Source organism: Microcoleus sp. PH2017_34_RAT_O_A, assembly GCF_020737885.1.
Taxonomy (GTDB): domain Bacteria; phylum Cyanobacteriota; class Cyanobacteriia; order Cyanobacteriales; family Microcoleaceae; genus Microcoleus.
Window position 1 is genome coordinate 1 of the sequence record NZ_JAEQDD010000003.1, and the last position, 24,809, is coordinate 24,809.

Annotated in this window: 26 protein-coding genes; 12 read left to right on the forward strand and 14 right to left on the reverse strand. The window is 45.1% G+C overall.

Features of this window, described 5'->3' with window-relative positions; all coding sequences use genetic code 11:
• Nucleotides 1-56: 56 nt before the first annotated feature.
• The 3 genes from JGK11_RS02195 to JGK11_RS02205 all read right to left on the reverse strand — a co-directional run bounded on the left by JGK11_RS02195 (nucleotide 57) and on the right by JGK11_RS02205 (nucleotide 2,447).
• A complete protein-coding gene (locus JGK11_RS02195) occupies nucleotides 57-1,031 on the reverse strand; it encodes a cysteine synthase A (RefSeq protein WP_293176034.1) in 975 nt (324 codons plus the stop codon).
• A gap of 63 nt (nucleotides 1,032-1,094) precedes the next feature.
• Nucleotides 1,095-1,679, reverse strand: coding sequence for a Uma2 family endonuclease (locus JGK11_RS02200; RefSeq protein WP_293198088.1), 585 nt, complete (start codon nucleotides 1,677-1,679; stop codon nucleotides 1,095-1,097).
• A gap of 129 nt (nucleotides 1,680-1,808) precedes the next feature.
• On the reverse strand, nucleotides 1,809-2,447 hold the full coding sequence (locus JGK11_RS02205) for a peroxiredoxin (protein WP_293152832.1): 639 nt from the start codon (nucleotides 2,445-2,447) through the stop codon (nucleotides 1,809-1,811).
• Nucleotides 2,448-2,606: 159 nt separating this feature from the next.
• Between JGK11_RS02205 and JGK11_RS02210 the strand changes: the two genes are divergently transcribed.
• The 4 genes from JGK11_RS02210 (at nucleotide 2,607) to JGK11_RS02225 (ending at nucleotide 5,417) form a co-directional block, all read left to right on the forward strand.
• Nucleotides 2,607-2,882, forward strand: coding sequence for a hypothetical protein (locus JGK11_RS02210; RefSeq protein ID WP_293176038.1), 276 nt, complete (start codon nucleotides 2,607-2,609; stop codon nucleotides 2,880-2,882).
• Between the two features lie 95 nt (nucleotides 2,883-2,977).
• Nucleotides 2,978-3,340, forward strand: a complete 363-nt coding sequence (locus tag JGK11_RS02215; protein ID WP_293176040.1) for a cupin domain-containing protein — start codon at nucleotides 2,978-2,980, stop codon at nucleotides 3,338-3,340.
• Between the two features lie 576 nt (nucleotides 3,341-3,916).
• Nucleotides 3,917-4,798: a ChaN family lipoprotein gene (locus tag JGK11_RS02220; RefSeq protein WP_293176044.1), complete on the forward strand. Its 882-nt coding sequence runs from the start codon at nucleotides 3,917-3,919 to the stop codon at nucleotides 4,796-4,798.
• 37 nt (nucleotides 4,799-4,835) lie between these two features.
• Nucleotides 4,836-5,417, forward strand: a complete 582-nt coding sequence (locus tag JGK11_RS02225) for an NAD(P)H-dependent oxidoreductase (RefSeq protein WP_293210415.1) — start codon at nucleotides 4,836-4,838, stop codon at nucleotides 5,415-5,417.
• 77 nt (nucleotides 5,418-5,494) lie between these two features.
• On the opposite strand, the gene JGK11_RS02230 is transcribed toward JGK11_RS02225, so the two are convergent.
• Nucleotides 5,495-6,118, reverse strand: coding sequence for a hypothetical protein (locus JGK11_RS02230; RefSeq protein ID WP_293176048.1), 624 nt, complete (start codon nucleotides 6,116-6,118; stop codon nucleotides 5,495-5,497).
• A gap of 90 nt (nucleotides 6,119-6,208) precedes the next feature.
• Here JGK11_RS02230 and JGK11_RS02235 point away from each other — a divergent pair, with 90 nt between their 5' ends.
• From JGK11_RS02235 to JGK11_RS02250, 4 genes are all read left to right on the forward strand, one after another.
• Nucleotides 6,209-6,679 (forward strand): helix-turn-helix domain-containing protein, encoded by a 471-nt coding sequence (locus JGK11_RS02235; protein WP_293192414.1) that lies wholly within the window; start codon nucleotides 6,209-6,211, stop codon nucleotides 6,677-6,679.
• A gap of 3 nt (nucleotides 6,680-6,682) precedes the next feature.
• A complete protein-coding gene (locus tag JGK11_RS02240; protein WP_293192416.1) occupies nucleotides 6,683-7,252 on the forward strand; it encodes a PIN domain-containing protein in 570 nt (189 codons plus the stop codon).
• A gap of 1,230 nt (nucleotides 7,253-8,482) precedes the next feature.
• Complete coding sequence (locus JGK11_RS02245; RefSeq protein ID WP_293176054.1) at nucleotides 8,483-9,421, forward strand: hypothetical protein; 939 nt, start codon at nucleotides 8,483-8,485, stop codon at nucleotides 9,419-9,421.
• 30 nt (nucleotides 9,422-9,451) lie between these two features.
• Nucleotides 9,452-9,862 carry a hypothetical protein gene (locus JGK11_RS02250; RefSeq protein WP_293192420.1) on the forward strand — a complete coding sequence of 137 codons (411 nt, stop codon included), beginning with the start codon at nucleotides 9,452-9,454 and terminating at the stop codon, nucleotides 9,860-9,862.
• Between the two features lie 239 nt (nucleotides 9,863-10,101).
• Here JGK11_RS02250 and rimI read toward each other — a convergent pair whose 3' ends face one another.
• A complete protein-coding gene (gene rimI, locus JGK11_RS02255; protein ID WP_293176058.1) occupies nucleotides 10,102-10,755 on the reverse strand; it encodes a ribosomal protein S18-alanine N-acetyltransferase in 654 nt (217 codons plus the stop codon).
• Between the two features lie 111 nt (nucleotides 10,756-10,866).
• On the opposite strand from rimI, the gene lysA reads away from it, so the two are divergent.
• From lysA to JGK11_RS02270, 3 genes are all read left to right on the forward strand, one after another.
• Complete coding sequence (gene lysA, locus JGK11_RS02260; protein WP_293192422.1) at nucleotides 10,867-12,291, forward strand: diaminopimelate decarboxylase; 1,425 nt, start codon at nucleotides 10,867-10,869, stop codon at nucleotides 12,289-12,291.
• A gap of 176 nt (nucleotides 12,292-12,467) precedes the next feature.
• Complete coding sequence (gene cdaA, locus JGK11_RS02265) at nucleotides 12,468-13,361, forward strand: diadenylate cyclase CdaA (RefSeq protein WP_293176062.1); 894 nt, start codon at nucleotides 12,468-12,470, stop codon at nucleotides 13,359-13,361.
• 20 nt (nucleotides 13,362-13,381) lie between these two features.
• The gene (locus JGK11_RS02270) at nucleotides 13,382-14,128 is read left to right on the forward strand and encodes an isoprenyl transferase (RefSeq protein ID WP_293176064.1); all 747 of its coding nucleotides are present in this window, start codon (nucleotides 13,382-13,384) and stop codon (nucleotides 14,126-14,128) included.
• Nucleotides 14,129-14,345: 217 nt separating this feature from the next.
• Here the strand turns inward: JGK11_RS02270 and JGK11_RS02275 are convergent, their stop codons facing one another.
• From JGK11_RS02275 to JGK11_RS02300, 6 genes are all read right to left on the reverse strand, one after another.
• On the reverse strand, nucleotides 14,346-14,618 hold the full coding sequence (locus tag JGK11_RS02275) for a DUF3143 domain-containing protein (RefSeq protein WP_293176326.1): 273 nt from the start codon (nucleotides 14,616-14,618) through the stop codon (nucleotides 14,346-14,348).
• A 98-nt stretch (nucleotides 14,619-14,716) separates the two neighbouring features.
• Nucleotides 14,717-15,196 (reverse strand): J domain-containing protein, encoded by a 480-nt coding sequence (locus JGK11_RS02280; RefSeq protein WP_293176066.1) that lies wholly within the window; start codon nucleotides 15,194-15,196, stop codon nucleotides 14,717-14,719.
• A 483-nt stretch (nucleotides 15,197-15,679) separates the two neighbouring features.
• Nucleotides 15,680-16,552: an Rpn family recombination-promoting nuclease/putative transposase gene (locus tag JGK11_RS02285; protein ID WP_293192425.1), complete on the reverse strand. Its 873-nt coding sequence runs from the start codon at nucleotides 16,550-16,552 to the stop codon at nucleotides 15,680-15,682.
• 54 nt (nucleotides 16,553-16,606) lie between these two features.
• Nucleotides 16,607-17,503, reverse strand: coding sequence for an Rpn family recombination-promoting nuclease/putative transposase (locus JGK11_RS02290; RefSeq protein WP_293192427.1), 897 nt, complete (start codon nucleotides 17,501-17,503; stop codon nucleotides 16,607-16,609).
• 62 nt (nucleotides 17,504-17,565) lie between these two features.
• Nucleotides 17,566-19,149 (reverse strand): chloride channel protein, encoded by a 1,584-nt coding sequence (locus JGK11_RS02295; protein ID WP_293176070.1) that lies wholly within the window; start codon nucleotides 19,147-19,149, stop codon nucleotides 17,566-17,568.
• Between the two features lie 714 nt (nucleotides 19,150-19,863).
• Nucleotides 19,864-21,300 carry a hypothetical protein gene (locus tag JGK11_RS02300; RefSeq protein WP_293210417.1) on the reverse strand — a complete coding sequence of 479 codons (1,437 nt, stop codon included), beginning with the start codon at nucleotides 21,298-21,300 and terminating at the stop codon, nucleotides 19,864-19,866.
• 107 nt (nucleotides 21,301-21,407) lie between these two features.
• On the opposite strand from JGK11_RS02300, the gene JGK11_RS02305 reads away from it, so the two are divergent.
• A complete protein-coding gene (locus JGK11_RS02305; RefSeq protein WP_293210419.1) occupies nucleotides 21,408-22,010 on the forward strand; it encodes a pentapeptide repeat-containing protein in 603 nt (200 codons plus the stop codon).
• Between the two features lie 272 nt (nucleotides 22,011-22,282).
• Here JGK11_RS02305 and JGK11_RS02310 read toward each other — a convergent pair whose 3' ends face one another.
• From JGK11_RS02310 to JGK11_RS02320, 3 genes are all read right to left on the reverse strand, one after another.
• Nucleotides 22,283-22,543 carry a hypothetical protein gene (locus JGK11_RS02310; protein WP_293210421.1) on the reverse strand — a complete coding sequence of 87 codons (261 nt, stop codon included), beginning with the start codon at nucleotides 22,541-22,543 and terminating at the stop codon, nucleotides 22,283-22,285.
• Nucleotides 22,540-22,740, reverse strand: coding sequence for a hypothetical protein (locus JGK11_RS02315; protein ID WP_293210423.1), 201 nt, complete (start codon nucleotides 22,738-22,740; stop codon nucleotides 22,540-22,542). Before JGK11_RS02315 ends, JGK11_RS02310 begins: the two co-directional genes overlap by 4 nt.
• A gap of 502 nt (nucleotides 22,741-23,242) precedes the next feature.
• The gene (locus JGK11_RS02320) at nucleotides 23,243-24,538 is read right to left on the reverse strand and encodes a glycoside hydrolase family protein (protein ID WP_293210425.1); all 1,296 of its coding nucleotides are present in this window, start codon (nucleotides 24,536-24,538) and stop codon (nucleotides 23,243-23,245) included.
• Nucleotides 24,539-24,809 lie beyond the last annotated feature (271 nt).

Genomic DNA, 24,809 nt, shown 5'->3' on the forward strand with positions numbered 1-24,809 from the left:
TTTCGGGATTATTGCACTACTCCAGACCATCTCGATACACGTGTGCAACGTGCCTACTAATCTGATGATAAACCTTTTGATGCCAACCATTGGCGATCGAACAAACGCGACTGATACCGAGCTCCACCGTCGCAAAGTACCGTCACAATCCTATGTCCAGGCCCCATTTGCTTAGCCAAAGCCACAGCCGCCCCCACATTAATCCCAACAGAACCGCCCATAAATAAGCCTTCTTTCCTCAGCAATTGGTAAACCACGCGGACAGCTTCAGCATCATCAATTTGGATAGCATCATCTACGGAGACATTCTCCATATTTCCAGTAACGCGACTCGTACCAATTCCCTCAGTAATCGAACTACCTTCAGTCTTAATTTCTCCTGTTTTGAAATAACTGTAAAGCCCGCTACCCATCGGGTCTGCCAAAACAGCTTTTATCGCGGGATTTTTTAATTTCAAAAACATTGATATACCCGCAAAAGTGCCGCCCGTACCCGTCGCAGCTACCCAAGCATCAATTTTTCCGTCGGTTTGTTCCCAAATTTCCGGACCGGTTGTCTCGAAATGAGCTTGGCGATTGGCTAAATTGTCAAACTGATTTGCCCAGACGGCATTCTCCATTTCCGCAGCCAATCTTCCCGACAGTTTGACATAATTATTCGGGTCTTTGTAAGGAACAGCAGGAACAGTCCGAACTTCGGCGCCCAAGGTTTTCAAAGCATCGATTTTTTCTTGTGATTGGGTATCAGGAATCACAATCAAACACTTGTAACCTTTAGCGTTGCAAATGTGTGCTAAACCGATGCCCGTATTGCCGGCAGTGCCTTCAACAACAGTTCCCCCCGGTTTCAGCAAGCCTTTTTCTTCAGCGTCTTTGATGATGTACAAAGCAGCCCGGTCTTTGACGGAACCGCCGGGATTGAGAAACTCTGCTTTGCCGAGAATTTCGCAGCCGGTTTCATCGCTGAAGCTGTTTAATCGAATTAGTGGTGTGTTACCGATTGTGCCTACAAAGCCGTTTTTGATATCCATATTTTTTGATTGTTTCTATACTATATAATTCTGACAATAACTTTGATATTTCGTGCTAGCAGTTTACCAAATTTTGCTCATATTTAGCACAAATCCCGGCAAAACTGGGTCGCCACTGACTGTCACCGGATTCTCCAAGCATTCCTCTGGCAAACCGGGACGGTAGATGTAGACTCTGCGATTTTTGCGGTCAATCAGCCAGCCTAACTGCACTCCTGGTTCCCTCATATATTCTTGCATCTTTTCTTGTAGCGACTTAAGATTGTCAGACGCAGACCTGAGTTCTACTACAAAATCTGGGCAAATCGGGGCAAATTTTTGCTTTTGTTCGGGTGACAAAGCATTCCATCTTTCCAGTTTAATCCAAGCAGCGTCAGGCGACTTTTCTGCACCTGTTGACAAAGTAAATCCTGTACTGGAAGTAAATGCTAAGCCTGTACCATTTTGTTCAGCCCAAACCCACAGCGGCCCAAATATATTGCCTTCTCGATTTCCCGTCTCCGAACCAGTAGGCGGCATAATTAGCAGTTCTCCCGATTTGTTGCGTTCAATCCGTAATTCACTATTGATTTGACAGAACTCGAAAAACTCGTCCTCTGTCATTTGCAATTTTGGCGGTACTCGCAACACGATTGTTGGTGACAGCATTTGGCATTTCCTCTAATTTCAATTGTTCAGACAATAGGATAATTTTTGGGTTCGTAGTGAGGACTTCAGTCCTCAAAAAAGAGGATTGAGGACTTTAGTCCTCACTACGAACCAGTCGGTAAATTTAACTTATTTATTCGGTTGAGGAGTCATCCGCAAATAAGGCTTAACTGGCGTGTAGCCTTTGGGAAATTTCTCTGCCAACTCTTTCGGGTCGGTAATCGAAGGTACGATGACGCAATCGTCGCCGTCTTTCCAGTCAACTGGAGTCGCAACGCTGTATTTGTCAGTAAGTTGCAGAGAATCAATTACCCGCAAAATTTCGCCAAAATTCCGACCAGTGCTCGCTGGATAAGTAATGCTCAAACGCAATTTCTTCTCCGGGTCAATCACGAATACTGTGCGAATTGTTAAGTTGTTCAGCGAGTTAGGATGAATCATGTCGTAAATGTCAGAGACTTTACGATCGCCATCTGCTAAAATTGGATAGTTGAGAGTAACTTTTTGAGTTTCCTCAATATCTTTAATCCAGCCCATGTGAGAATCCACATCATCCACACTCAGGGCGATGGTTTTAACGCCCCGCTTATCAAATTCAGATTTGAGACGGGCGACTGCGCCGAGTTCGGTGGTACAGACTGGAGTATAGTCTTTCGGGTGGGAAAACAACACGACCCAGCTATCGCCGGCCCAGTCGTAGAAATTGATTTCGCCTTCAGACGAGGCTTGGGTAAAGTTGGGAACTGTATCGCCTAATCGCAGTGACATAACTGGTTTCCTCTAATTTTATTTAACGACGGTTCTCTATCATCCCATAAGTGCCCGGTTTCTCGATCGCACTGTAAATGATTTTAAACTTTTTGGTCGATCGCCGACCAATACCATTACTGTAATATATATGAGAGTTTTACCCTAAATTTTGTTGCTATGCTGTACTTTTTGCTGAAGACAATACAGCCTGTTTTAGTTCCCGTGTGTTGTGTCTGTGCCTGGGGTTTAGTTTTTTTGGTGTGTTCGAGTGTCGGGCGTGCTGTCGGCGACTCAATGCACAGAGCTCAGCGGATGCACCAAATTCCTTGTGCTAACTGCGTGTTTTTCACTGGCGACTACCACCTCAAGTGTCCCGTTCAACCTACAATAGCTCTATCTGAAGATGCGATCGACTGTTGTGATTATCGATCGCATTCGGGAACTTACGGTTAAAAAAATCAGCCGTCGCTTGACATATTTCTTAACATTTCTCGCTATTTCGATTAAACTTAAGTTGCGATCGAGAGATTTTCAGGAGTGTATAAAGAATGATAGTTCAAAAGCTAAACGGTTGCGACGAGTTTATAGCGGGTGACGGTACTCAACTGCGAGAATTGCTGCATCCAGACAAACAAGCTGTCGAGTTGCGTTACAGTTTAGCCCACGCCACCTTGCCACCGGGAGAAACTTCCGCGCTGCACTCCCTGACCACTTCTGAAGTTTACTACATCATCAGTGGCGTTGGGGAGATGCACATCGACGATGACACTCAATTGGTGGAAGTCGGAGATGCGATTTACATTCCGCCAAACGCCAAACAGTTTATTTACAATTGCGGCACAGAACCGCTAATATTTATTTGTATCGTCGATCCGGCGTGGCGAAAGGAAGACGAGACAATTTTTCAGTAAGGTGTCGAAAAATCTGTTTTAACAATAATAGCTTTAACAATAACAGCACCCAGCCATATGTACCGAGTGATTTCCTCTTTTTGCAACTTCGATGCGGAGTTGCAAAAATCCTAGGATTCACTTGCATTGCTCCCCTCTAATTAGTTGAGGAAGTATCAGCTTTGTTGGTGGGTGCTGTTATTGATTTTTGATGAGACAGATGTGAGATTAAACAGCGTTTTACTCCTTTGATTCTATTTTGAACTTCGCTGTGATATCTAGATGTTGCATCTGTCGGAAAAGCTTTTTGTTTGCTTCATGTTATTAATCTACCACCTTTTTCTAGAAGTGCAAGCACCTGCAACTAAACTTTACAGATGAAGGAAGACGGAAGTTCGGCAACGAGCAATGTACGGGATGTAACGGATGTCGGGGAGAAGGAAGACGGAAGACGGAAGACGGAAGACAATCTTCTATGGGTAGAGATATTGAGGAGGAATTATGAAGTTAAATGAAGCATCGAGCTTTCTGAATGGGCGGCTAAAATAGTACAGTTCGGCTGTGGCTGCTACTGCGAGAAACAGAGATAATATTTGTATGAAAAAAACCAAACTCATCAAACTGTGCGCCTTATCGCTGAGCATTTTCCTGCTGTGTAGCAGTATCGTGACAGCGGAACCGATTGCGAAGCCTCAACCGCAGCAGACTTACACTAACCAAGAGATTCTGCAACAGTTGGTGAAGGCGAAAGTCGTGTATCTGGGAGAAACCCACGATAGCGTTGCCGACCACCAAGCTCAACGGGCGATTGTTCGAGAAATGCAGCGGCAAAATCGTAAAATTGCGATCGCGATGGAGATGTTTCAGCGTCCGTTCCAAAGTGCGATCGACAACTACTTAGCTGGTAAACTGACAGAAGAGCAATTAGTCGAGCAAACAGAGTACGATCGCAGATGGCGTTTTCCCTGGGAATATTACGCCCCATTTTTGCGGTTTGCCAAAGAAAAACAACTACCAGTCCTAGCCTTAAATACACCATCGGAAGTAACGAGAAAAGTTGCCTCTCAAGGCTTAGAAAGCCTCACAGCAGAGGACAAAAAATATATTCCGCCAATTTCCGAAATTCGCACCGACAACGCCGAATACAGGCAAATGCTGCTCGAAGTTTTCCAACAGCACCAAAAGGCTGCACAGGGAAATAGTACGGCCTTTGAAAGATTTTTGCAAGCTCAAGTTTTGTGGGATGAAACTATGGCCGAAAAAATCGCTGAATTTGTCAAAGCTAACCCGGATTATCAAGTTGTGGTGTTGGCGGGGAAAGGGCATATTATGTTCGGTTACGGAATTCCCAGCCGCGTCGAGAGGCGCTTGGGAGTCGGAAATGTAAAAATGCGATCGGTTTTATTCAGTTCAGCTACAGATACTCCTTTGTCTGCAAGCAAACCCATGGCTGACTTTGTTTGGAAGCACTTGGAATAGTACAATTTTACTCGCAAGCAATAATCGGGAACAGTCAATGACAAACACACCAAAAATACTTGCATTTGCCGGAAGTACCCGGGAAGCGTCCTACAACAAACTGCTGGTAAAAGTTGCGGCTGCTGGGGCTAGGGCGGCGGGCGCAGAAGTTACTTATGTAGATTTGCGGGATTTGCCGATGCCACTATTTGATGAAGATTTGGAAGCAAAAGAAGGAATACCAGAAAATGCCCGGAAGTTGAAGGAATTGATGGTAGCACATCACGGGTTTTTGATAGCTTCCCCGGAGTATAACAGTTCGGTTACGGCTGTGTTGAAAAATGCGATCGACTGGGTATCGCGCCCAGCCCCGGGAGAACCAGGATTGGTGGCATTTACTGACAAAGTAGCGGTAATTATGAGCGCTTCCCCTGGCGGATTTGGCGGTATGCGGGGATTGGTGCATTTGCGATCGATCCTAGGTAATATTAACGTGTTCGTACTCCCGGATCAGAAAGCCATTCCCCAAGCTTTTCAAGCATTTAATGCTGATGGTACGATGAAAGATCCCAAACAGCAGGAGTCTGTGGAGAATCTCGGCGCTAAGTTGTCTAATGTGCTGCCGAAATTAATCGCGTGAGGTGATTAATTAATTTTGCAGTAGGGACGCAACAATGTTGTGTCCCAATCTCAGTATCTGTGATTTTGCTGGCTGCATCAAGTGAGATTCATAGAATAAAACCCTTGAAATGGCATCATTAAAATTCCCAATATCCGACTAATTTCATTAACAAAAAAGTCTCGCTTGTCAATATAAATTGTACTGCCATTCAACTTAAGAAACTTCCAATCAGTACCTGTAGTCACAGCCCCATAAATACTGGCAATTTGCTCTCCGCTGCGCTGATTAAATAATTGGGCGGCTACCATTTCTGCAATACACTGACCCAAACCAGATTTAATACTTTCATTCTTAGCCTCTGTGAGAGTAATGACGGGGGCGCGAATTTCATAGGAATCCTTTGATGCAGTGAGAATATAATCGCAATAGCCGTTCAAACCTGCTTCTAAATCTACATTGAATTCTGAACCCGAGAAAAAACCAACTTGAAAATCAAATTGCCGCCTGACTTCCAATAATATTGGGGCAATAATTAACTCAGCGCGAGCCTTTTCGGTATTAATTGCCGTAGCTAAGGACAGGTTTTCAGTTAAAGTAGTTTGCAAATAGGAACTTGGCTGTACCTCCGGGATATCGCCAAACAAATCTAAAGGTTCTTCTACGGTTAAATTAAAAGATTCTCTAACTTTCGCTAAAGTTGTAAAATCGCTGTATGCCACAGGTTGACCTCATTGCTCGATTTTGGCGATCGCATTCTCAAATTGCTACAATCATAGTTGATTGCCTGTTATCCTCACCCCCAAATTAACATGACATTCACCGGAGATCCAAATTCAGCACCTGTTTTGCCAACAGCCGCAGAAGCAGCGGTTGCCAAAACCAGCAGCCGCGCCTTAGAATCGCACTTAGAAAATCATCCGTCTGGCGAATCCCTGAAATTGATATTAGATGAAAAAGAGGGCAAAACAATTGACATACCTGCCGCCGCGTTGCCACTGCTGTTAGCGATTTTGCAACAAACAAGTAGCGGCAATACTGTCAAGCTAACTCCAATTACTAAAGAACTTCATATTTATCAAGCAGCCGACATTCTGGGAGTTTCGGATAAATATATGCGGGAGTTGCTGGATGCTGGAAAAATCCCTTACAAGACAGTCAGGAACAGTCGCCGGATACGTTACGAAGATTTAATGGACTATAAAAAACAAAGTTACAAAGAAAGCAGTAAAATTATGGATATGCTTGTAGCTGAATCAGAAGCACTCGGTTTGTACCATTAAAATATGGCAACTTTAACTGTTATTTACGATGCTAATGTTTTGTATTCGGCATCTCTTCGTGACTTGTTTGTAGAGTTGGCAACTACCGACATAATTGAGGCACGTTGGACTGAAGAAATTCACGAGGAGTGGATGAGAAATTTACTTATAAACCGTCCCGATCTAAAATTTGAACAAGTTTACCGAACCAAAAACTTGATGAATGCAAATGTTGAAAATTGTTTGGTACAAGACTATGAGGCAATTATACAAGAATTAAAACTTCCCGATCCGGGCGATCGCCATGTCCTCGCTGCGGCAATTCACTCTCGTTCTAAGTTTATTATTACTTTCAATCTCCGAGATTTTCCCGAAGAAGTTCTTGCGCCTTACGACATTTTAGCGCAGCATCCAGATGATTTTATTTTACACTTGCTTGACCTCAACTGGCAAACAGTATGCAAAGCGGCAGAAAAGCAAAGAATCAGGCTCAAAAATCCGCCAAAAACGCCTGACGAGTATTTGCAAACGCTGGTAGAATTGGGACTGCCGCTGTCAGCAACTCGGATGCGAGAATTGTGTTATGCTGATTAGCCCGATCGCCTACTAAAAATTTATTTAACAGAGATAATAGCTACTTAAAGCGCTACCACCAATTGTACCAGTACCGCATCACCCGATCGACCTAAAAGAAAACCACCCGATCGCACATTGGCACACATAGGCTAGAACAAGCATAATTTAACCATCGGTCATCGGTCGGTTATACTTGTCACAAACAGTATGGCAGGCGTGGGAGACTCCTCCGTCACACCTGCCATGCAGTTTTATTTAATATTAGACAAGATTGCAAAATAATTTTATGCTATAATGAAGGGTTTGGCTTAAGTGGAGCAGATTGCAGGTTAGATCGGCACTTTAAAATTATGAGTTAGCTCTCAGGTCTAAAACTCAAAGCCTTTAATTGTAACTCCGTGATTTTTTTTTCAACAGGTCTAATATGTTCCAGGATAGCGGTCAGTCCATATTTTATGTTCATTAAGATATTCCTGATTTGAAAGGCTTCTCCCGCAACAGTGAGTTTTTTTTCGTTTGTAGCAGCAATTAACGAAAACAACATCTTGAGATACAAATTAAAGCTTGCTCGCGGTATTGTAAACCCGTAAATTTACTAGATTTATTTGCCCAAATAACTCAATATTTTAAAAGTCTAAGTAATTCTATTTACGCCCCGCTTAAAGTTAGGTTGGTAAAGGTTATTATTTGTTTCCCTTTCTCGACTTTCTCCACAAGTGGACTGCTCCCAATCCCAAAAAGGTCAAAAATGAGGCGAAGGGGGAGGAGTTCTCCGGTACGGGAGTAGGAGGAGATTCGTTAATTTCTAAGGTCACAAGCCCCTCTCCTGAAATAGTTCCATTTCGGGCTTCGGTTATATTGTCAGTTGGGCGAGCATCGGGTATACTGGGCGGCGGGTTGCAGGGGCTAAAAAGCAACTAGATCTGATTCTATCAATCGCTCCGACGATCTATGAAACATCGAAATATAGAGCCTGTATTTTTGGCGATCGCCAAAATTAGTTGACGTGCCATCAGATCGGATGCCTTTTAATATTGTATCTTCATTCTATGCAACTTCATGTAAAATTGGTATTATGGACGATGTATTTTCAGTTTAATGAACAAATACCAGAGGTAAATCAACATAATAGAATCTGTCAAAATTAGCAAAAATAAAACCACCATAGCGGACTGGCGATTAACTCCTGGTTACTTGCATGAAGGTAGGTTAGATTTTGAATCAGCACATATTTTGTTAGGGTATTTCTTGGCAGATAGAAATCCTCTAAATCCACCGGGAGAAAAAGAATTATTTGCTGAAGATGGCATTTTTGAATGGGGACACGCCCAGCCTCTAGAAAAAGTCATAAATTCACGGGAAGATGTGGAGTTTCTGCTCAAAAATCCTAATTTGTTGCGGAACTGTATAACCATTATTGAACCGTGGGAACACGTAGGCGTTAACACTCTCGGAGAAGATGTTCGGGCTTCCAAAAACGTTGCCTACATTGCTCAAAAAGTTGCCGATATCGACTCAGTATTATTGCCAGTTTGGTCAACGGGAATCATCGATCCAGAAATAATTGTTCCGGCAATTACCTGCGGTTATGCCGTAGTAGTGGAAGGAGGCGATCCATCGACATACGATGAATCGACTTGGACAAGTCCAGCCTGTCCGCGAGAGGATATGTTTGCATTAGTGGAAAAATTGCTGATTTCGCGATCGCCCACGAGTGCCCCGGCAATATTCATCTGTGTAGGCCACCAACTGGCTGCTGAAGGTAACATACGACTGATTCGTCGTGCAGTCAAAGAAGTCCTGGGGATGACATCTTTGAATGGCGATCGCTCAGGTATTGCTCTGAGATCGTTGCAAGAGGTTGCAGGGCGCATCGAAGCAATAGGTAAGACTCTTCAAGTTAAAAAACGTGATGGGCGGGTTGTTGCCCAGGGCTGGAACGATCGGCATTTTGCGGTGACGCGCAATGAATCGAAGGAAGTTGGCGATCGCGTGTTGTTACCCTATCAGTCTCCAGACGGCGATGCCTTAGATATTCCTTGGGAACTCATCCATGCCCACTCTGTAACAGCAGATGCACATGAAGGTGTCATTGACACGACGATTCAATACGAGCATGAAGTATCAATTTCGATGTTTCACTCAGATGAAGTCAACGAAGAAGCTGTACTGTTTGCTAAGGAATGAAAATTTAATAACTTACACGCTCGATGATTGTTGTGGGATGGGCGTCCCGCCCGTCCTTTCTGCACGGGCGGGACGCCCATCCCACAAATTTCTATTCCTAACTGGGCTTACCGAAGTATTCATGACGCCCTTATTCCTTATCGGCATTTGATAGCTGGAAGTCCTCTGTCATGGCTGATACAACTGCCTGATTCTGTGGAAATTCTTTGTTCGACAGCAGCTAATGGCGAAATAGTTACAGAATGTTCGGCTACGTGCATTAACTACAAAGACTTTGAAGCCAAAAAAATTCGACGTTCTTTTACTTGCCAGTTCCATCCAGAATTGCTGTCAGATTTGCGTGCGATCGGTAACAGCGAAGCTCCATCATATGCAACTTTGAAGAATGATGATGGTGTCCGCTTATTTGTACGACTACTGTATGCAGGTATGCAAGAGTAATGCTGTTAGCTTGCTGTCTTTTGGGAGATGAAGATGACAATTGAACTGAAACTATAGCCTTTCAAGCGAAAGATGATGTATGCTAAGTTATGCTACAACCCTTACACCACCAACCTTTTCAGATCAAGATTCGTCCGCGAATCAATGTGAGAAAGGCTATATCACAGCAACAGATCATCTTTTGAGCGTTCAATCACTTATTTTGAATTGAGCGCTCATCAGATACACTAGATGTTCGCTCACAATTCAAAACTATCGATCGACCCCTGCCAGTTTTTCTGCTGGAGCCGATCGCAAATTTTCACTTTTTGATTCGCCAAATATTGCTGAAATTCGGGTTTTTCAATGTCGCTGCGCCACAGGATAGCAGCATCTTCTCCTGTGTCTGCGTAGTATCGCTTTCGCCGTCCTGCTTCCTTAAAGCCAAATTTGTGGTACAGAGACAGTGCGACTAAATTAGAGGCTCGCACTTCTAAAGTTGCCCTTTCTAACTGTCTGCGGTGTGCCGATTTTAGCAAAGTCCAAAGCAGAGCTTGTCCCAAACCCTGACCTTGAAAGCGCGGATCGATCGCCAAAATGGTAATGTGAGCTTCTTCTAAAATTACCCACAGACAACCGATACCGATGAGCATTGGGGGAACTTGTAGGGGCGGTGGATGGTGCGTGCGGGCCCGAATCTGTAGGAGCGGTGGATGGTGCGTACCCGCCTGGTTGTGAGCTGATTCAGAACCCTCAGTTTCCCATGTCCACAAACCCAGTAAATCGCTATTAGGACTGTCTAACTCGCGCCTGTAGCCTTCGATCGTCCAAAGTCCGCCAAAACAGAGGCGATCGAGCTCTACTGCACTGTTGAGGTGTTCGGCGGCGAGATGTTTGATTCCGAGAAAAGGCACAGGGGATTTTAGATTTAATAATTACTCAAAAGCATCAATCTGGGCGCTGATGACCCAATTGCTTGCCGTCAATTGTACACTGGAGAACACAGTAAGGATAGTTATTGCGCGATGGTATTAACTCAATCTATCGAAAAAGTGGAATCTGGACTTCAGTATCTGTCTAAGTCTCAAGAACCCAGGGAAAGTCGATCGCCCAATCAAGAGCTTTTACCGCTGACAGCCAGCGTCAACAGTAAGAATCATTTGGAAATAGGAGGCTGCGACGTAACAGACTTGGTAGAGAAATTTGGCTCGCCACTGTACATCTTAGATGAAGAAACGCTGCGGGCGACCAGCCGCCAGTACCGAGAGGCTTTTAAGCGGTACTATCCGGGCGAATCTCAAGTGATCTATGCTTCTAAGGCTTGGAGTTGTTTGGCTGTTTGCGCGATCGCGGCTTCCGAGGGCTTAGGCATAGATGTGGTATCTGCCGGAGAAATTAAGACAGCACTAAAAGCTGGCGTGAATCCAGAAAAAATTTACTTTCACGGGAATAACAAATCCCGCGAGGAAATCGAACTAGCTGTCACCAGTGGCTGCACAATCATTGCAGATAATTTGTGGGATTTAGACAATCTCGCAGAGTTGGCAAAATTGGGTGTCAGTCACAAAGCCGGTGAGCGGATACGAGTTATGGTCAGGTTTACGCCTGGAATTGAGTGTCACACTCACGACTACATTAAAACTGGTCAAATCGACAGTAAATTTGGATTCGATCCCAACTCCCTCAAGGATGTTTTCATTTACCTCAGCAAGCAGCCGTCTTTATCCTGCGTCGGATTACACGCTCACATTGGCTCTCAGATTTTTGAAGTGAAACCCCACCACGATTTAGCAGATGTGATCGTTAAGGCTTTCAAAGCAGCAATTGGGCACGGGTTGAAGCCGACAGAAATTAATATTGGCGGTGGGTTGGGTATTCGCTATACTGAATCCGACGATCCTCCAAGCATAGATGATTGGGCTAAGACAGTCTGCGACGCAATGGTAGCAGCTTGCAACAATAATGAGAAGTTGCCATTACCGAAATTGCTTTGCGAACCGGGTCGATCGCTCGTGGGTTCAGCCTGCGTCACCGCTTATACGGTGGGCGCTAAAAAAGTCATTCCAGGAATCCGGACGTATTTATCGGTAGATGGCGGTATGTCGGACAATCCCCGTCCAATTACCTACCAATCAGTTTATCGAGTCCTCGCAGCCAACAAAATGTCTGCTGAGTTAACGGAAACAGTGACAGTTGCTGGCAAACACTGCGAATCAGGCGATATTCTGATTAAAGATGCTAAGTTGCCAGAGTGTCAGTCGGGAGATATTCTCGTCGTTACGGCTACAGGGGCATACAATTACAGCATGGCTTCTAACTACAACCGAGTCCCCAGACCGGCGGCGGTTTTGGTGAAAGATGGGAAAGTTGACACGATCGTAGAGCGGGAAACTGACGAGGATTTGCTGAGGTTCGATCGCCTTCCTGAAAGACTCGGAACTAAAAAGTAAGAAGTAAAACATAAAAAGTAAAAAGTAAGATGATTCATTGGGATTTCTTGATGATTGTTTTTAAACTTTTTACTTTTGGCTTGTTCAGTCACGCGATTGGAATAACAACTGTTCATGGTTCACGGGTTCGAGTGCATCATAGTTCGCGGTTCACAGGCGGTAAGGTTCGATGAACCATGAACAATCAACAATCTGGCTATGACTTTGGCCTCATTCAGTCCTTATTGATTCAGGCGATCGATATTGGACTGGTATTTGCCCTTGCGTATTTGGTGCTCGTCATTGTCGGGGAGCGCCGGACGCTTTGGATGGTAAGGGGATTTATTATTTTGATGCTGGCGGCGGCGGTGAGTAACTGGGCTGGATTGAGGCTGTTGCACGTGGCGCTCAACAGCTTGGTAACGGGTTCTGCTGTGGCAATGGCGGTAATATTACAGTCGGAGTTTCGCCGATTTCTGGAACAATTGGGTCGGGGGGAAATTATACAATTATTTGGACGCGATCGCCGACCAACTCCCGAACCCGACAGCGTAATAGATGAAATTGTGGACGCAGTAAAAGAACTTTCGCAAAACCGCACGGGCGCTTTATTAATTGTAGAAACAGATTCTCCGATCGACGATCGGGATTTTTCAGTTCCGGGAGTGAAGCTAAATGCGGAAGTCTCTAAGGAATTGTTGCAGACTATCTTTCAACCGCAAACTTTGCTGCATGATGGGGCTGTTTTGATTCGGGCTTCGCGGATCGTGTCGGCTGGGGTAATTTTGCCTTTGTCCGATCGCAGCGCCTCGCGGCAGTTGGGAACCCGCCACCGGGCGGCGATGGGGATTACGGAACGGGTGCAAGCTTGCGTGTGCGTCGTGGTGTCGGAGGAAACCGGTTCGATTTCTCTGGCGCAGATGGGAACTTTAAATCGACCTTTGACTAGCAGCAAACTTAAGGAATTGCTAGAAGCAAAGCTGTTTCCGTCGGAAGGAGAAAGAGTGGTGACTCCAATTCCGATCGGCAATCTCGGACGGCAGATAGGATTGAAGGGAGTGACACTGTTAAAACGGATACTGCGCCGTTAGTCGGGTAATCGGGAGAAACCATGAGTCAAGGAATTTGCTTGGAAAAGTTGCCTGCGGATCTACAACAAGAACTACTGCCTAAGCACATAGCAGTGATTATGGACGGAAACGGGCGCTGGGCTAAGAATAAGGGGTTGCCACGGATTGCGGGGCACCGCCGAGGAGCTAGCGCTCTCAAAGAACTGCTGCGCTGCTGCAAAGATTGGGGAATTCCAGCTTTAACAGCCTATGCTTTTTCGACGGAGAATTGGGGCCGGCCGGCCGGGGAGGTGGATTTTTTGATGAGTTTGTTTGAGGGCAAGCTGCGGCAAGAATTGCGCGAGATGGTGGACGAGGACGTGCAAATTCAATTTATGGGGAATTTGCAGGCTTTGCCGAAGTCTTTGCAGGCGGAAATCGAGCGCTCTGTGACGGCTACTCAGCACAATCGGGGGATTTTGTTTCGGGTGGCGACGAATTACGGTGGCCGCCAGGAGATTGTACAGGCTTGTCGGGCGATCGCCACTCAGGTACAAGAGGGCAAGTTGCAGCCAGAGGAGATTGATGAGGTTTTATTTAAACGCTATTTGTATACTGCTGATGTTTGCGATCCGGATTTGCTGATTCGGACGAGCGGGGAAATGCGGCTGAGCAATTTTCTGCTGTGGCAAATGGCTTATTCGGAAATTTACATTACTGAGACGCTGTGGCCGGATTTCGATCGATCGGAGTTTCACCGCGCTTTGTCTGACTATCAGCAGCGCAGCCGCCGATTTGGCAAAGTGTAACGATTTTGGATTTTGGATTTTGGATTTTGGATTTTAGATTAATTTTTCAGTTGCCAATTAGGTATTGATTCTGAAGTATATTCCTCAATCTAAAATCTAAAAACGATTTTGGATTTTGGATTTTAGATTTTAGATTAATTTTTCAGTTGCCAATTAGGTATTGATTCTGAAGTATATTCCTCAATCTAAAATCTAAAATCGCCAATCTAAAATCAAATTAGGGGCCTGAGAAAACGGCATCTTCAATGTCGTGACGCGAGAGCGAGTATTTGAAGGCTCGCTGAATGTCTTGGCCGTCGGCTCCGGCGTCAATATAGCGGATAGTGAGTTGATCGATATCGAGGGAGAGTTCTGCTTTCCAGGTTGGTCGATCGATCTGCCAGCAGTGGAGTTCTCGCCGATCTTGCTCGCAGCCGCGGCTTTTTAGCCACTGTTCGATTTCTGGGAGTGGATGGCTGTACAAAGGAGTGTCAGCGGAAGGAAGAGTCATGAGCAATTGGGAATGGGGAATGGGGAATGGGGAATTGGGAATTGGGAATTGGGAATTGGGAAAACTGTAGTTAATCTTTAATTTAGAACTTTTAGTTGTCAATTGCCACGAATTAAGCCGATCGCGATCGCCAGTACCAAGCATCCGACTAAAGTAGCCCCCATGATAAATAGAGCGAATATTTCGCCGGGGGACAGAGGGCGATCCGTGGGATCTAGGTAAGCCGAGTTAGAAGTTTTTTTACTCGATCCCGAAACCGGAGTGTTGAAGCCCGGGGGCGACTGAATCACATTCAGGCGAGAATAACCTATTTTGAGGTCGTAGGCGAGGCGACGTTCTGGGTTGCTGAGGGTGGCGTAGGCGTTATTGAGCTGTTGAAATTTGGCGGTGGCGACTGCGGGTGGCAAGTCGGTAGTATCGGGATGGTAGAGTTTGCTCAGTTCCCGGTACGATCGCCGAATTTCGATCGCAGAGGCTGAAGGATGCAGCCCTAACAAGCCGTAATGACTGGAACCCAAGGGGGTTTTTCCGGGTTTTTTCTGACTTTTGTTTTTCGCAGTTGCCTCGTTTCCTGCCACCGAAGCCCCTCTCTGCCGATTGTTGATAATATTTGATTATTTTACCCCAGAGTTGAGTGTAGCGCCAGTGTTTGCCAGAGCGATGGGTTGAGTGCGGGCGATAAATCGTGGCAAGTAACCTCAAACCCAGCACCAAGATATTCGTGCCGTCCGCTTTATCGATAACGTTTATTCTTTAAAGCGTCTCCTCTTTTGAACGCAAAACTTTTAAGCTGTGCGGAAGCCAAAAAGATGCAAACGCAGAATGCTGTACACAGAAATCCACCCAATAAGGCTGTATGCCAGGGCAAATGACCTTTTCGCGTGAGTTGACTGTAAATCATCATTAATGGCGATCCTAATGCGCCAAATAGCCCAAGATAGTATCCCAAGTCACCTATACGCCAAAGCAATCCCAAGAACCAACTTTGCTTGCGTAGTTCTTCATATTCAGGATAGTCTAGTGACATTACAAATCCACTCCCTGTGCCTAATTAATTTAAACTATGAATCTACCCGCAAATTCTGCACATCCTCAACGCTAATCCCGGTAACTTGGGCGATTGCGCCATTATCTAGCTGTGAGAGTAATTGTTGGGCGATCGCTAGCGTTTCTTCTCGTTTTCTTTGTTCTCTTGCTGCCTGTATTCCTGCCTGTCTTGCTTCTTCAACAGCTTTAATAATTGCTCCCTGTTGGTCGTGAATAAACTGTTCCTTGCGTTCGTAAACTTCTACTTCTTCCCGACTTAACCGGGCTTGATTGGCAAGATCGAATGCTTTGTGGATTTCCGGTACGCTATCGATTGTTTCGGGAACTTCTGAGAGCATTCTGGCATATTTCATGAAATATATCCATTTATCTGTCAAAGTTTCTAGTTGACTTGCTTCTTTATGGAATTTAGGTAATTCTATAAACACTAAATTCATGGCATCTTCGGGATAGTTTAAATTGCTTTCAACTTCTTTATACACAAATCTCGAAATTAAGTTAGGGCTGTTGCGAAACATTTCAAAATCTGTAATGGTTAAAGCTATTAATGGCTTGAGCATTCGATAGCCTTCTCCTCTTTGCAATTGAAATGCGTAGGTTGTGGCTGCATTGTACAATACCCGATTGCCAGAATATTGAACGTTGAGAACTAGAATTTCAATAATGACTAAGGTGCCATCGTCTAGTTTGGCTGTGACATCGAGGTAAGTATCTTTTAAATCTGCAAGTTGCCTCGGCAGATTTGGGTTGATTATTTCTAAGTCTTCGATGGTGGAATTTCCTTCATAAATTAAGGCGTTAAGAAAGCTAATTAGAATCTCTTTGCTTTCTGAGGAGCCAAAGATTTTTTTGAAGGCGTATTTGGTTTTTGGGTTGATAAATATCATGGCTTTAATTTTGTAGTAGTGATTCAATCAGTGAGGCGTAGTTTGTTGGAATATTTAGGAATCGCCCCGCAAATTTTGCACGTCCTCAACGGTAAGCCCTGTAACTTGGCTGATTTTGTCATTATCTAGCTGTGAAAGTAATTGTCGGGCGATCGCCAACTTTTCTTCTCGCTTTCCTTGTTCTATGCCTTGTTCTATGCCTTGTTCTATGCCTTGTTTTATGCCTTGTTTTATGCCTTCGTTAAGCGACTTAATAATTGCTCCCTGTTGGTCATAAATAAACTGTTCTCTTTTGTCTAAATCTGCCACTTCCTCTCGGCTCAACTTGGCTTGATTCGCAATATTAAAAGCTTCATGTATTTCTGGTATACTATCCATTGTTTCTGGGACTGATGTCAGACTTCTCGCATTTTTCATGAAATAAATCCATTTATCTGCTAAAGTTTCAAGTTCCTCCTCTCCTTTGATAAATTTCGGCAATTCTACAAATACTAAATCTAGCTCATTTTCGGGATATGTAAAGTTTTTATTGACTTCTTTTAACACAAATCTCGAAATAAATTCTGCATTCTCAGGAAACATCTCAAAGTCAGTAATTGTCAAAGCAATTACTGGCTTCAATAGTCGATAGCCTTGGGCTGCTTCCAATTGAAAAGCATAGGTTTTAGCTGCATTGTAAAAAACCCGCTTGCCAAAAGACTGGACGTTGAGCACTTGCATTTCAATGATTACTAAAGTGCCGTCGCTGAGTTTGGCTTTCACATCGAGATAACTATCTTTTAAGCCTTCTAGTTTGGGAGGCAGATTCGGGTTAATAATTTCTAAGTCTTCGATGGTGGAATTTCCTTCATAAATTAAGGCGTTGAGAAAGCTAATTAGAATCTCTTTGCTTTGTGAGGAACCGAAGATTTTTTTGAAGGCGTAATCGGTTTTCGGGTTGATAAATATCATAGTAGTCAGATTTAGTTTTAAGGTTATCGGTTTGGTGGCGAAGCAACAGGATTTGAGAGCGGTCAAACGGCAGATTTTGTTTCAGGTAATGGCTTGACATTTTCTGGCAAATGTGAGTTGCCGATCGCCAGCACGGGCTCATCGTCCCTGTGTTCGTCATCGATCGGCAGTTGGCAAGAAATCAATTCTGTGACGATCCGATCGCCCAAAACATCTTCCCAATCCTGCAACTGTTCCCTGGCTTTGATCGGCTCGTTGACAGCAACATCTACGCCCATTTGTTGGAGGTTGAGGCTGTGGGCTGTCGATCGACGATTCACAAACTCCACCAACCAAACACTCAATCCCACTGCGGCCATCAAAGGCAATACAATCCGATAATCGCGGGTTAATTCAAACATCAATAGAATGGCTGTCAGCGGTGCTCTAGCGCTACCTGCGAGGACGGCGGCCATGCCCACCATTGCGTAGGCGGCAGGGCCTGCGACTCGATCGCTCAATGCCGGGATCATTTCCAAAAAGATGCCATAAGCCGAACCCAACGAAGCTCCCAAAAACATCGCCGGGGCGAAGATACCACCCACTAAACCGCTACCGAGGCTGATAGCTGTCACCGCCAGTTTGACGAATAGCAGCAACAGCAGCAAAGACAAGGAAAATTTGACATCTTGGAGCATTGCTTGGACTGTTTCGTAGCCCACACCCAAAATTTGAGGCAATTGCAGGGCGACTAAACCGACGATCGCACCGCCGATGACGGGATGAAGCGGCCGGGGCAGTCGTCCCAGCCAAGCAAATCCTCGGGTTTTTCCTTGAAAACAGCGATCGGCCAATTGAATTGCTTCTGTATAAGCTAAGGACACACAGCTTGCCAAAAGTCCCAATCCCATGTAAAGAGGCAGTTCTAGAGGACTGCGGACATCGTAGATTGGCAAAGCAAAGGCCGGCTGAGCTCCCAAACAAATTTGAGCGATCAGCGCCGAAACTACGGCGGAGAGCAAGACAACGCTGACTGACGAAGTGGCGAAGGTGCTACCGAGTACGACTTCTAAGGCAAAAAAGACTCCGGCGATGGGAGAGTTAAACCCGGCGGATAAGCCTGCTGCTGCTCCCGCGCCGAGGAGCAAGCGCTGCCGTTCTGGGGAAAGCTGCAAGATTTGAGCTAGCAGCATTCCGAAGTTGGCGCCGATTTCCACGCTGGGGGCTTCCGGGCCGAGGGAGGCGCCGGTGCCCAGGGATACTGAGGCCGCCACCATTTTGGTGATGGGTTTGAGGGGGGAGAGTTCTTGTAGCCCACGGGTGGCGGCAATTAAGGATGACATATTGGGGCCAAAATCGCGAAACCGCCAGCGCATCAGCCCGATGATGACTCCGCCGAGGGTGGGAATGCACGCTAGAGTCCAAGATCCCGAAGAGGCGATCGCCCCCATAAAGTCTTCCAGCATCAGGCTGTGGATCAAGTGGATCAGGTAGTGAAATGTGACGACGCCTGCGCCAGTAACTCCCCCGATCACTAGGGAGAGGACGAGCAGGAGGGTTTCTGGGTTCGGATGCAGGCGGCTGAACAGCGGGCTGAGGCGGGAGGAATGCGGAGTTTCTGCGGTTGAGCCGGGCGGCAGCAGCTCCACAGGATGGGTGGCTTTCATTTAGCGGTTCATTCTTCTGTGAGAAGTTAGATAAATATTACATTTTATTTCTTATTTTCATTTTGAGTGATTTCAGAGGAATTGACAAGTTAATTAAGGCGTATTTTATGGCAGATTTTTGGGGCTGGCGGCTGGGATGGAATGACCGCTTCTGAGGGTGAGTGAATTTTAGCTGATAATTGTATGCTCAGTGACATTCAAAATTAGATAAACTGAGCGATAATCCTAATTAACTATATCTACAGTCTTATAGTTTCTGGCGATCGCATTAGAGGCTCTGCCATCTAGCAGTCTGTTTAACAGTTGACAGTTGACAGTTGACAGTTGACAGTTTGAGACCGATGTCTACCTAGAAGGAAGAGGATTGGAGTAATGAATGGTCTGATTTTAATTTCTCCCTAAAACGGAGAGGCTTTCAACCAATTCTTTCTGGTAAAATCACTGGAACTAAATGCTCTGATTTGAGATTTTAGGTCGAATAAAATATCTCAAATCGAAATTTTGTAGTGAGGACTGAAGTCCTCAGGGAATAGGACTAAAGTCCTCACTACAAACCTGTTTGATGGTGGCTGTTCGATCGCAAATATAGCAATTGCCACAGCGGTGAGGACATAAATAACCTCATGAATATAGCCGATACCCGTCAAGCATAAATGGTTTGATTCCCGTACTATGCAACTGTCAACTGTCCACTGCCAACTGTCCACTGGTATATCATATCGGTTGTTGCGCGGCCGGAATTCTGGGTTTGGGTTTGGCGATCGACATTAGCGGATCGCCGATGGTGGCCACCTTCCAGGGCGGGGATTCTAGCTGGCGGGCTGCGATTAAAAAAGGTGCCCCTCGTTTTAGGCGATCGACCATTATTTTAGGTGGAATAAATGCAGATAACAAAGGTTCGTTGACGCTGCCGACATAGGCGTAAGCACCATTTTGCAACCACCTGCCAGCAACGGTATTTGCATCATCTGGATCTGATGCTGACCAACTGTGAATCATGTGGATTGCTGCGGGAAATTTCAGTTTTGGTATATCCTCAACCAAGGCGTCGCCGTTACCGACTTGGAATGATTTGGGATAGCCTTTGGAATTCATTAATATTAAGTCAAATGTCCACGGTTTGGATGCTACTAAACTCCGCCACAATTGGAGAGTAGACTGGGGTTTTTGCACTAATTCGACATTCAAACCTATGCTTTTTAGTCCGCTAGCTACTGACTCCATTTCATATTTTCCCCAATTTCCTTCTTTTGGGTAACTGTCATACAGCATAGCTGTTTCGCTGTCGAGAAATATGGCGCACATGGCTTGATAGATCGATCGCACTTGGGAACCGTAAATCCAGCCAGCCGCGGCCCAGCGTTCACCGTTGGGATGTCGCCCCAAACCGTCGGTAACAGCCCATTGTTCGTCTTGCTTTTGGGGGGATTGATATTTTACTGCTAGTTGGCGTACAATCGTGATTGTGTCGATCGCATCTCCGAGTTGCGAGTAAAAATATCCGGTTGATTCAACAGCTTTTGTAACTGCTGTTTGCAGATTTTTCCACTGTGCGGTATTAAGGTTATCGTTCGGTTTTCCGAAGTTGCCTTCGAGAAATACTAAGGGTTGGCCACGGGCTGCTGCTAAGGCAACTGCTGCTAAACGTGCGGGGTCATTTTCAGATGTGATGACTACTCCTGGCGGTTCCCAGCCGAGTTCTCTCCATTTTGCTTTTAAGGTTTGAGTATCCGTGGCATTCCAGGCTGCTGCTGTTGCCTTCAGCATTAATTGTTGGAGTTTTTGACCTTTTGGGATCTCCTGTTTGATGCTGGGTAAACGGACAATTTCTTCGGGTTGGAAGCGCTGCAAAAACATCGGTGCATATTTTTGATCTTCGATGAGAATCGGCCAGTGTCCTTTGAAATTCCACTTTTGGATTGCGGCTAAGAATGTGGCTTCGTCGGGGACTAAAACAATGCGGTTGACTGTTGGGATGTTGTCCCGGATCAGGCCGACTCGCAGGCCTATTTGCACTGCCCAGGGTTCTTGTTTGGCTGATGGGGGGAGTTGGAAAGGTTTTTTGAGCAGGCGATCGCACCCAACAGCGATTGTTGCTATGATGGAAATAAGGGCGATCGCTAGCAATTGAAGTTTTAACTGTTTTTTCATGAGGGAAGGGAAGAGCAGCAAAAAACTCGTAGCTTGCGGGGCGGAACGCCATCGCCAACACTAGAAATTATAGGTATATTTTTATACTAATCCCGGATTTTCGAGGCATGACACAAAGAAAGATTGTAAGTGCGATCGGGATGGCGACTGTTTGGGCGATCGGCTTAGCAACTACAGGTTTAATAATTTTCGCAGCCAACGGTTCCTCAGTCAAGCATCAAGTCCGACAATTGCTTGTAACGAGAGAATGCCGCAGGTGCAATCTTTCCGGGGCTAATTTGAGTGCTGTTTTTCTGGAAGGCGTCAATTTAGAAAATGCTAACCTCAAAGATGCCAATTTGTGGAGTGTCCATTTGGTAAATGCTAACTTGAAACAGGCAAATTTGGCTGGTGTTTACCTGATAAGCAGCAATTTAGTAGGGGCAAATTTGGAGGTAAGTAATTTAGAAAAGGCGTTTTTAGAAGATGCTTATTTGGGAGAGAGTAACTTGAAAAAAGCTAACTTAACAGGTGCTTTTATGAAAGGTATATTTTTGGTTAATGCTGACTTGGAGGGGGCGAATTTGGAGGGGGCGAATCTGTGGATGGCAAATCTGGAGGGTGCTAATTTGCAGGGCGCTAATTTGAGGAATGCTTTGCTGTTGGAGACAAATTTGACCGGGGCAAATTTAAAAGGTGCGGTGATGCCTGATGGTACGCGGCATGAATGAAAGTCAGTTGATAGTTGACATCAGTCATTAGTCAGGGGAGAGGGCGATCGCACCTGTAACCTTTATTTCCCCTTATTTGGTGAGGGAGTGAAGGGGTGAGGTGCGATCGACATCCTCAAAGATTTTACAATTTTACTGCCCGCTTCCTGGTTTGCAATCTACCCTAATGCCTCTGTGCCCTTGAAAACTGGCGATTGCCATCTCAATGACTGCTTCGATCGGGTATTCAATTTCCGCAGCACGAGCTTGCAGTAACGACTTGTTAGCTGGCGTTAACCACCCCGCAATAATCTGTCATACTCTGCATGGGTTCCAATCCAGAACCAGGCAATATCATCATTTTCTTCTACCGCCAAGGCGCGATAGTGTATTCCGATTCGTACCGACCAAAACGAACCTACTTTTTTGAAGTGTAGTGACGGATACCGAGAATCCTGTTTCAGCAATTCATAGCATCGATCGGCTAGTTCTTGAATCTCGTTGGGTAACTGTCGATAGTGATACCAAAAATCAGGGGTTGCAAGATATTTCACAGGTCGGTACAACGCCCTTCACGTAAATGTTGCACTGCTCGTTTAGCTAGATCGTCAAGCCGACCTGCTGCGACATCTTCCTCAAACTGCCGATCCCATACTTCTGCATCGAATTCTGCAAACCAGACGCGGAAATCGGCAAGCTCTTTTGCCGATAATTGACTGACGGCACGTTCAATTTCTTGCAAATTGCTCATAAGATCGAAGGAAAGTTACAACTGGCTTACTCTTCTCATGATAACTCTGAGGAGGCAAACACAACTTAACTTGACAGACATACTCATCTAGCCTGTCACAATGGGAGGAACCAGATCCAAGAGTGGGATACCAGCGTCGCGAGTTCAACCAGGGCAACTGCAACTACAGCCGATGGTACTGCTCAGTTTTAAATTTGCACCAATTTGAAGTAGATGCACCTTATGCTGAGAACAGATTGAATGAGGTTTAAATTTCAACAGTCTGAACAACTTGTTCTCTGACTTAAATCAAAGAATAACCAACTCCGATCGCCCTGTCGATGAGAAAAAGTGACAGGCTTTTGTAAAAGTTTGTAAGTTGGTAAATTCGGGACTTACGAACTCCGACCCAAGAAACCGGGTTTTTTAGCGAATTTGCCTGTTGCAACGCATATTTTCGTAAAAAAACCCGGTTTCTGACACCCGTGCGTAAGTCCTAAGAGTTTTAACGGGCAGTGTCCACTTATAGCAGTCCCCAGTCCACAAAAAGGTCACGAGGATCGTAAAGACGCAAAAGCCTGACCAGTTCTTTCAAATCCTTGATTGTGGTTGGGCAAACGCATCCCGCACTACCTGGTGAATGGTTCTGGTTCCAATCAACATGAAAGCCAAAAGCATCACGATCGTCAATCTGGGTGAAATGTTTAATTAGAGGAACAAAGACTGGACCAATCCCATCATTTTGATGAAAGTGAGCAACATCGTAGTTGTTCTTACCACCCGCCCAATCAATATCGCCGATGACATAGCGTCCTTGAGGAATTGGCTCTAAACTGCCTGCATCGCTATCTTCAGGAAGATTAAACTCCTGTTGTGTGCTACTAATACCTGAAACAACAAGAAGCGAGTCAAGAACGTTCTGCTGAGAACTGATAAACTCTAGTGACAACCACTCCAGCCCGTCGGAATTTACCTGATGGGTGCGAGTCAGACGGCAATAAACCCGTTCTAACATTGGTTCAGGCAAACGTTTGCGTGACTTAGCGAGTGCAGCAGCAAGTGTTGCTTTTGTTTTGGGACCGAAAAGCCCATCAATCTTGAGATTATTTTCACCTTGGAACCGTGCAACAACTTCTTTAGTGACAGCAGTATAACTATTCGGCTGACTGTCAAGTTTGAGAAAACCGCGTTCTGCTAATGCACAATTAAGGATGTAGCAATCTTCGCCGACAGATCCTTCCTTTAGGGTACGGGTAATCTTTAGGGGAAGTTCTTGTTGCTGATAGGGTTTGTCCAGAGGGTTAACAGCATCGGATGCATCAATTTCGACATCATCACCTGGCCATCCATCCCGTCGGAATAAGGCTTCTTCTTTATTGCGACGAATCACCAATCCTGGTAGCACTTTCCCAGCGCCATGAATCCAGCGATCGAATTCACGGGCTGCTCCCTCGTAGTCTTGCTTGTTGAGCTTACGCAGAAGTGTTGATTTTTCTAAGGCTCCCGATCCAAAATTAAACGTGAACGAAACGAGTGCATCAAACATACCTTGTTTGAGAGGAACTGTACACAGGCTATTCACTGCTGCTGCCTTCTGTTCCACTTCTAAATTTAACCAATTTAAAGCATCAGCCTCGGTAATCACATCACCTTGTTTCACAGCCCTTTTTTTATTAATGTGATGAATTGATCCATAACCAATCGTCCATACCCCGACTGGATCGACATAAGCTCCAATTGTTCCGTTAGGAAGTTTGCGATGTAGACCTTCCGACTCTTTGATAAGGTTTAAGCAATCTTGACTTGGTTGCATATTCATAAGTATTTCTTCTTCTTGACTTTCTCAATCAAAACCTAAATCCGATCGCCCTGCCGGTGAGAAAAAGTGACAAGCTTTTGTAAACTTACGTAAATTCCCTTAAAGGCTGCTAGCAGTCAATCGATTTTAGATGTTAAATTTTAGATAATGGAATTTATCTCACAGCCTGTACCGGAGGCTTGTAACCCAATTGCTTTCGATTAATTGTGTAAATTTGTTTATATTTCCTGAAATGCGACTAATACCCAGAATAATCAGTAAATTTGCTGAA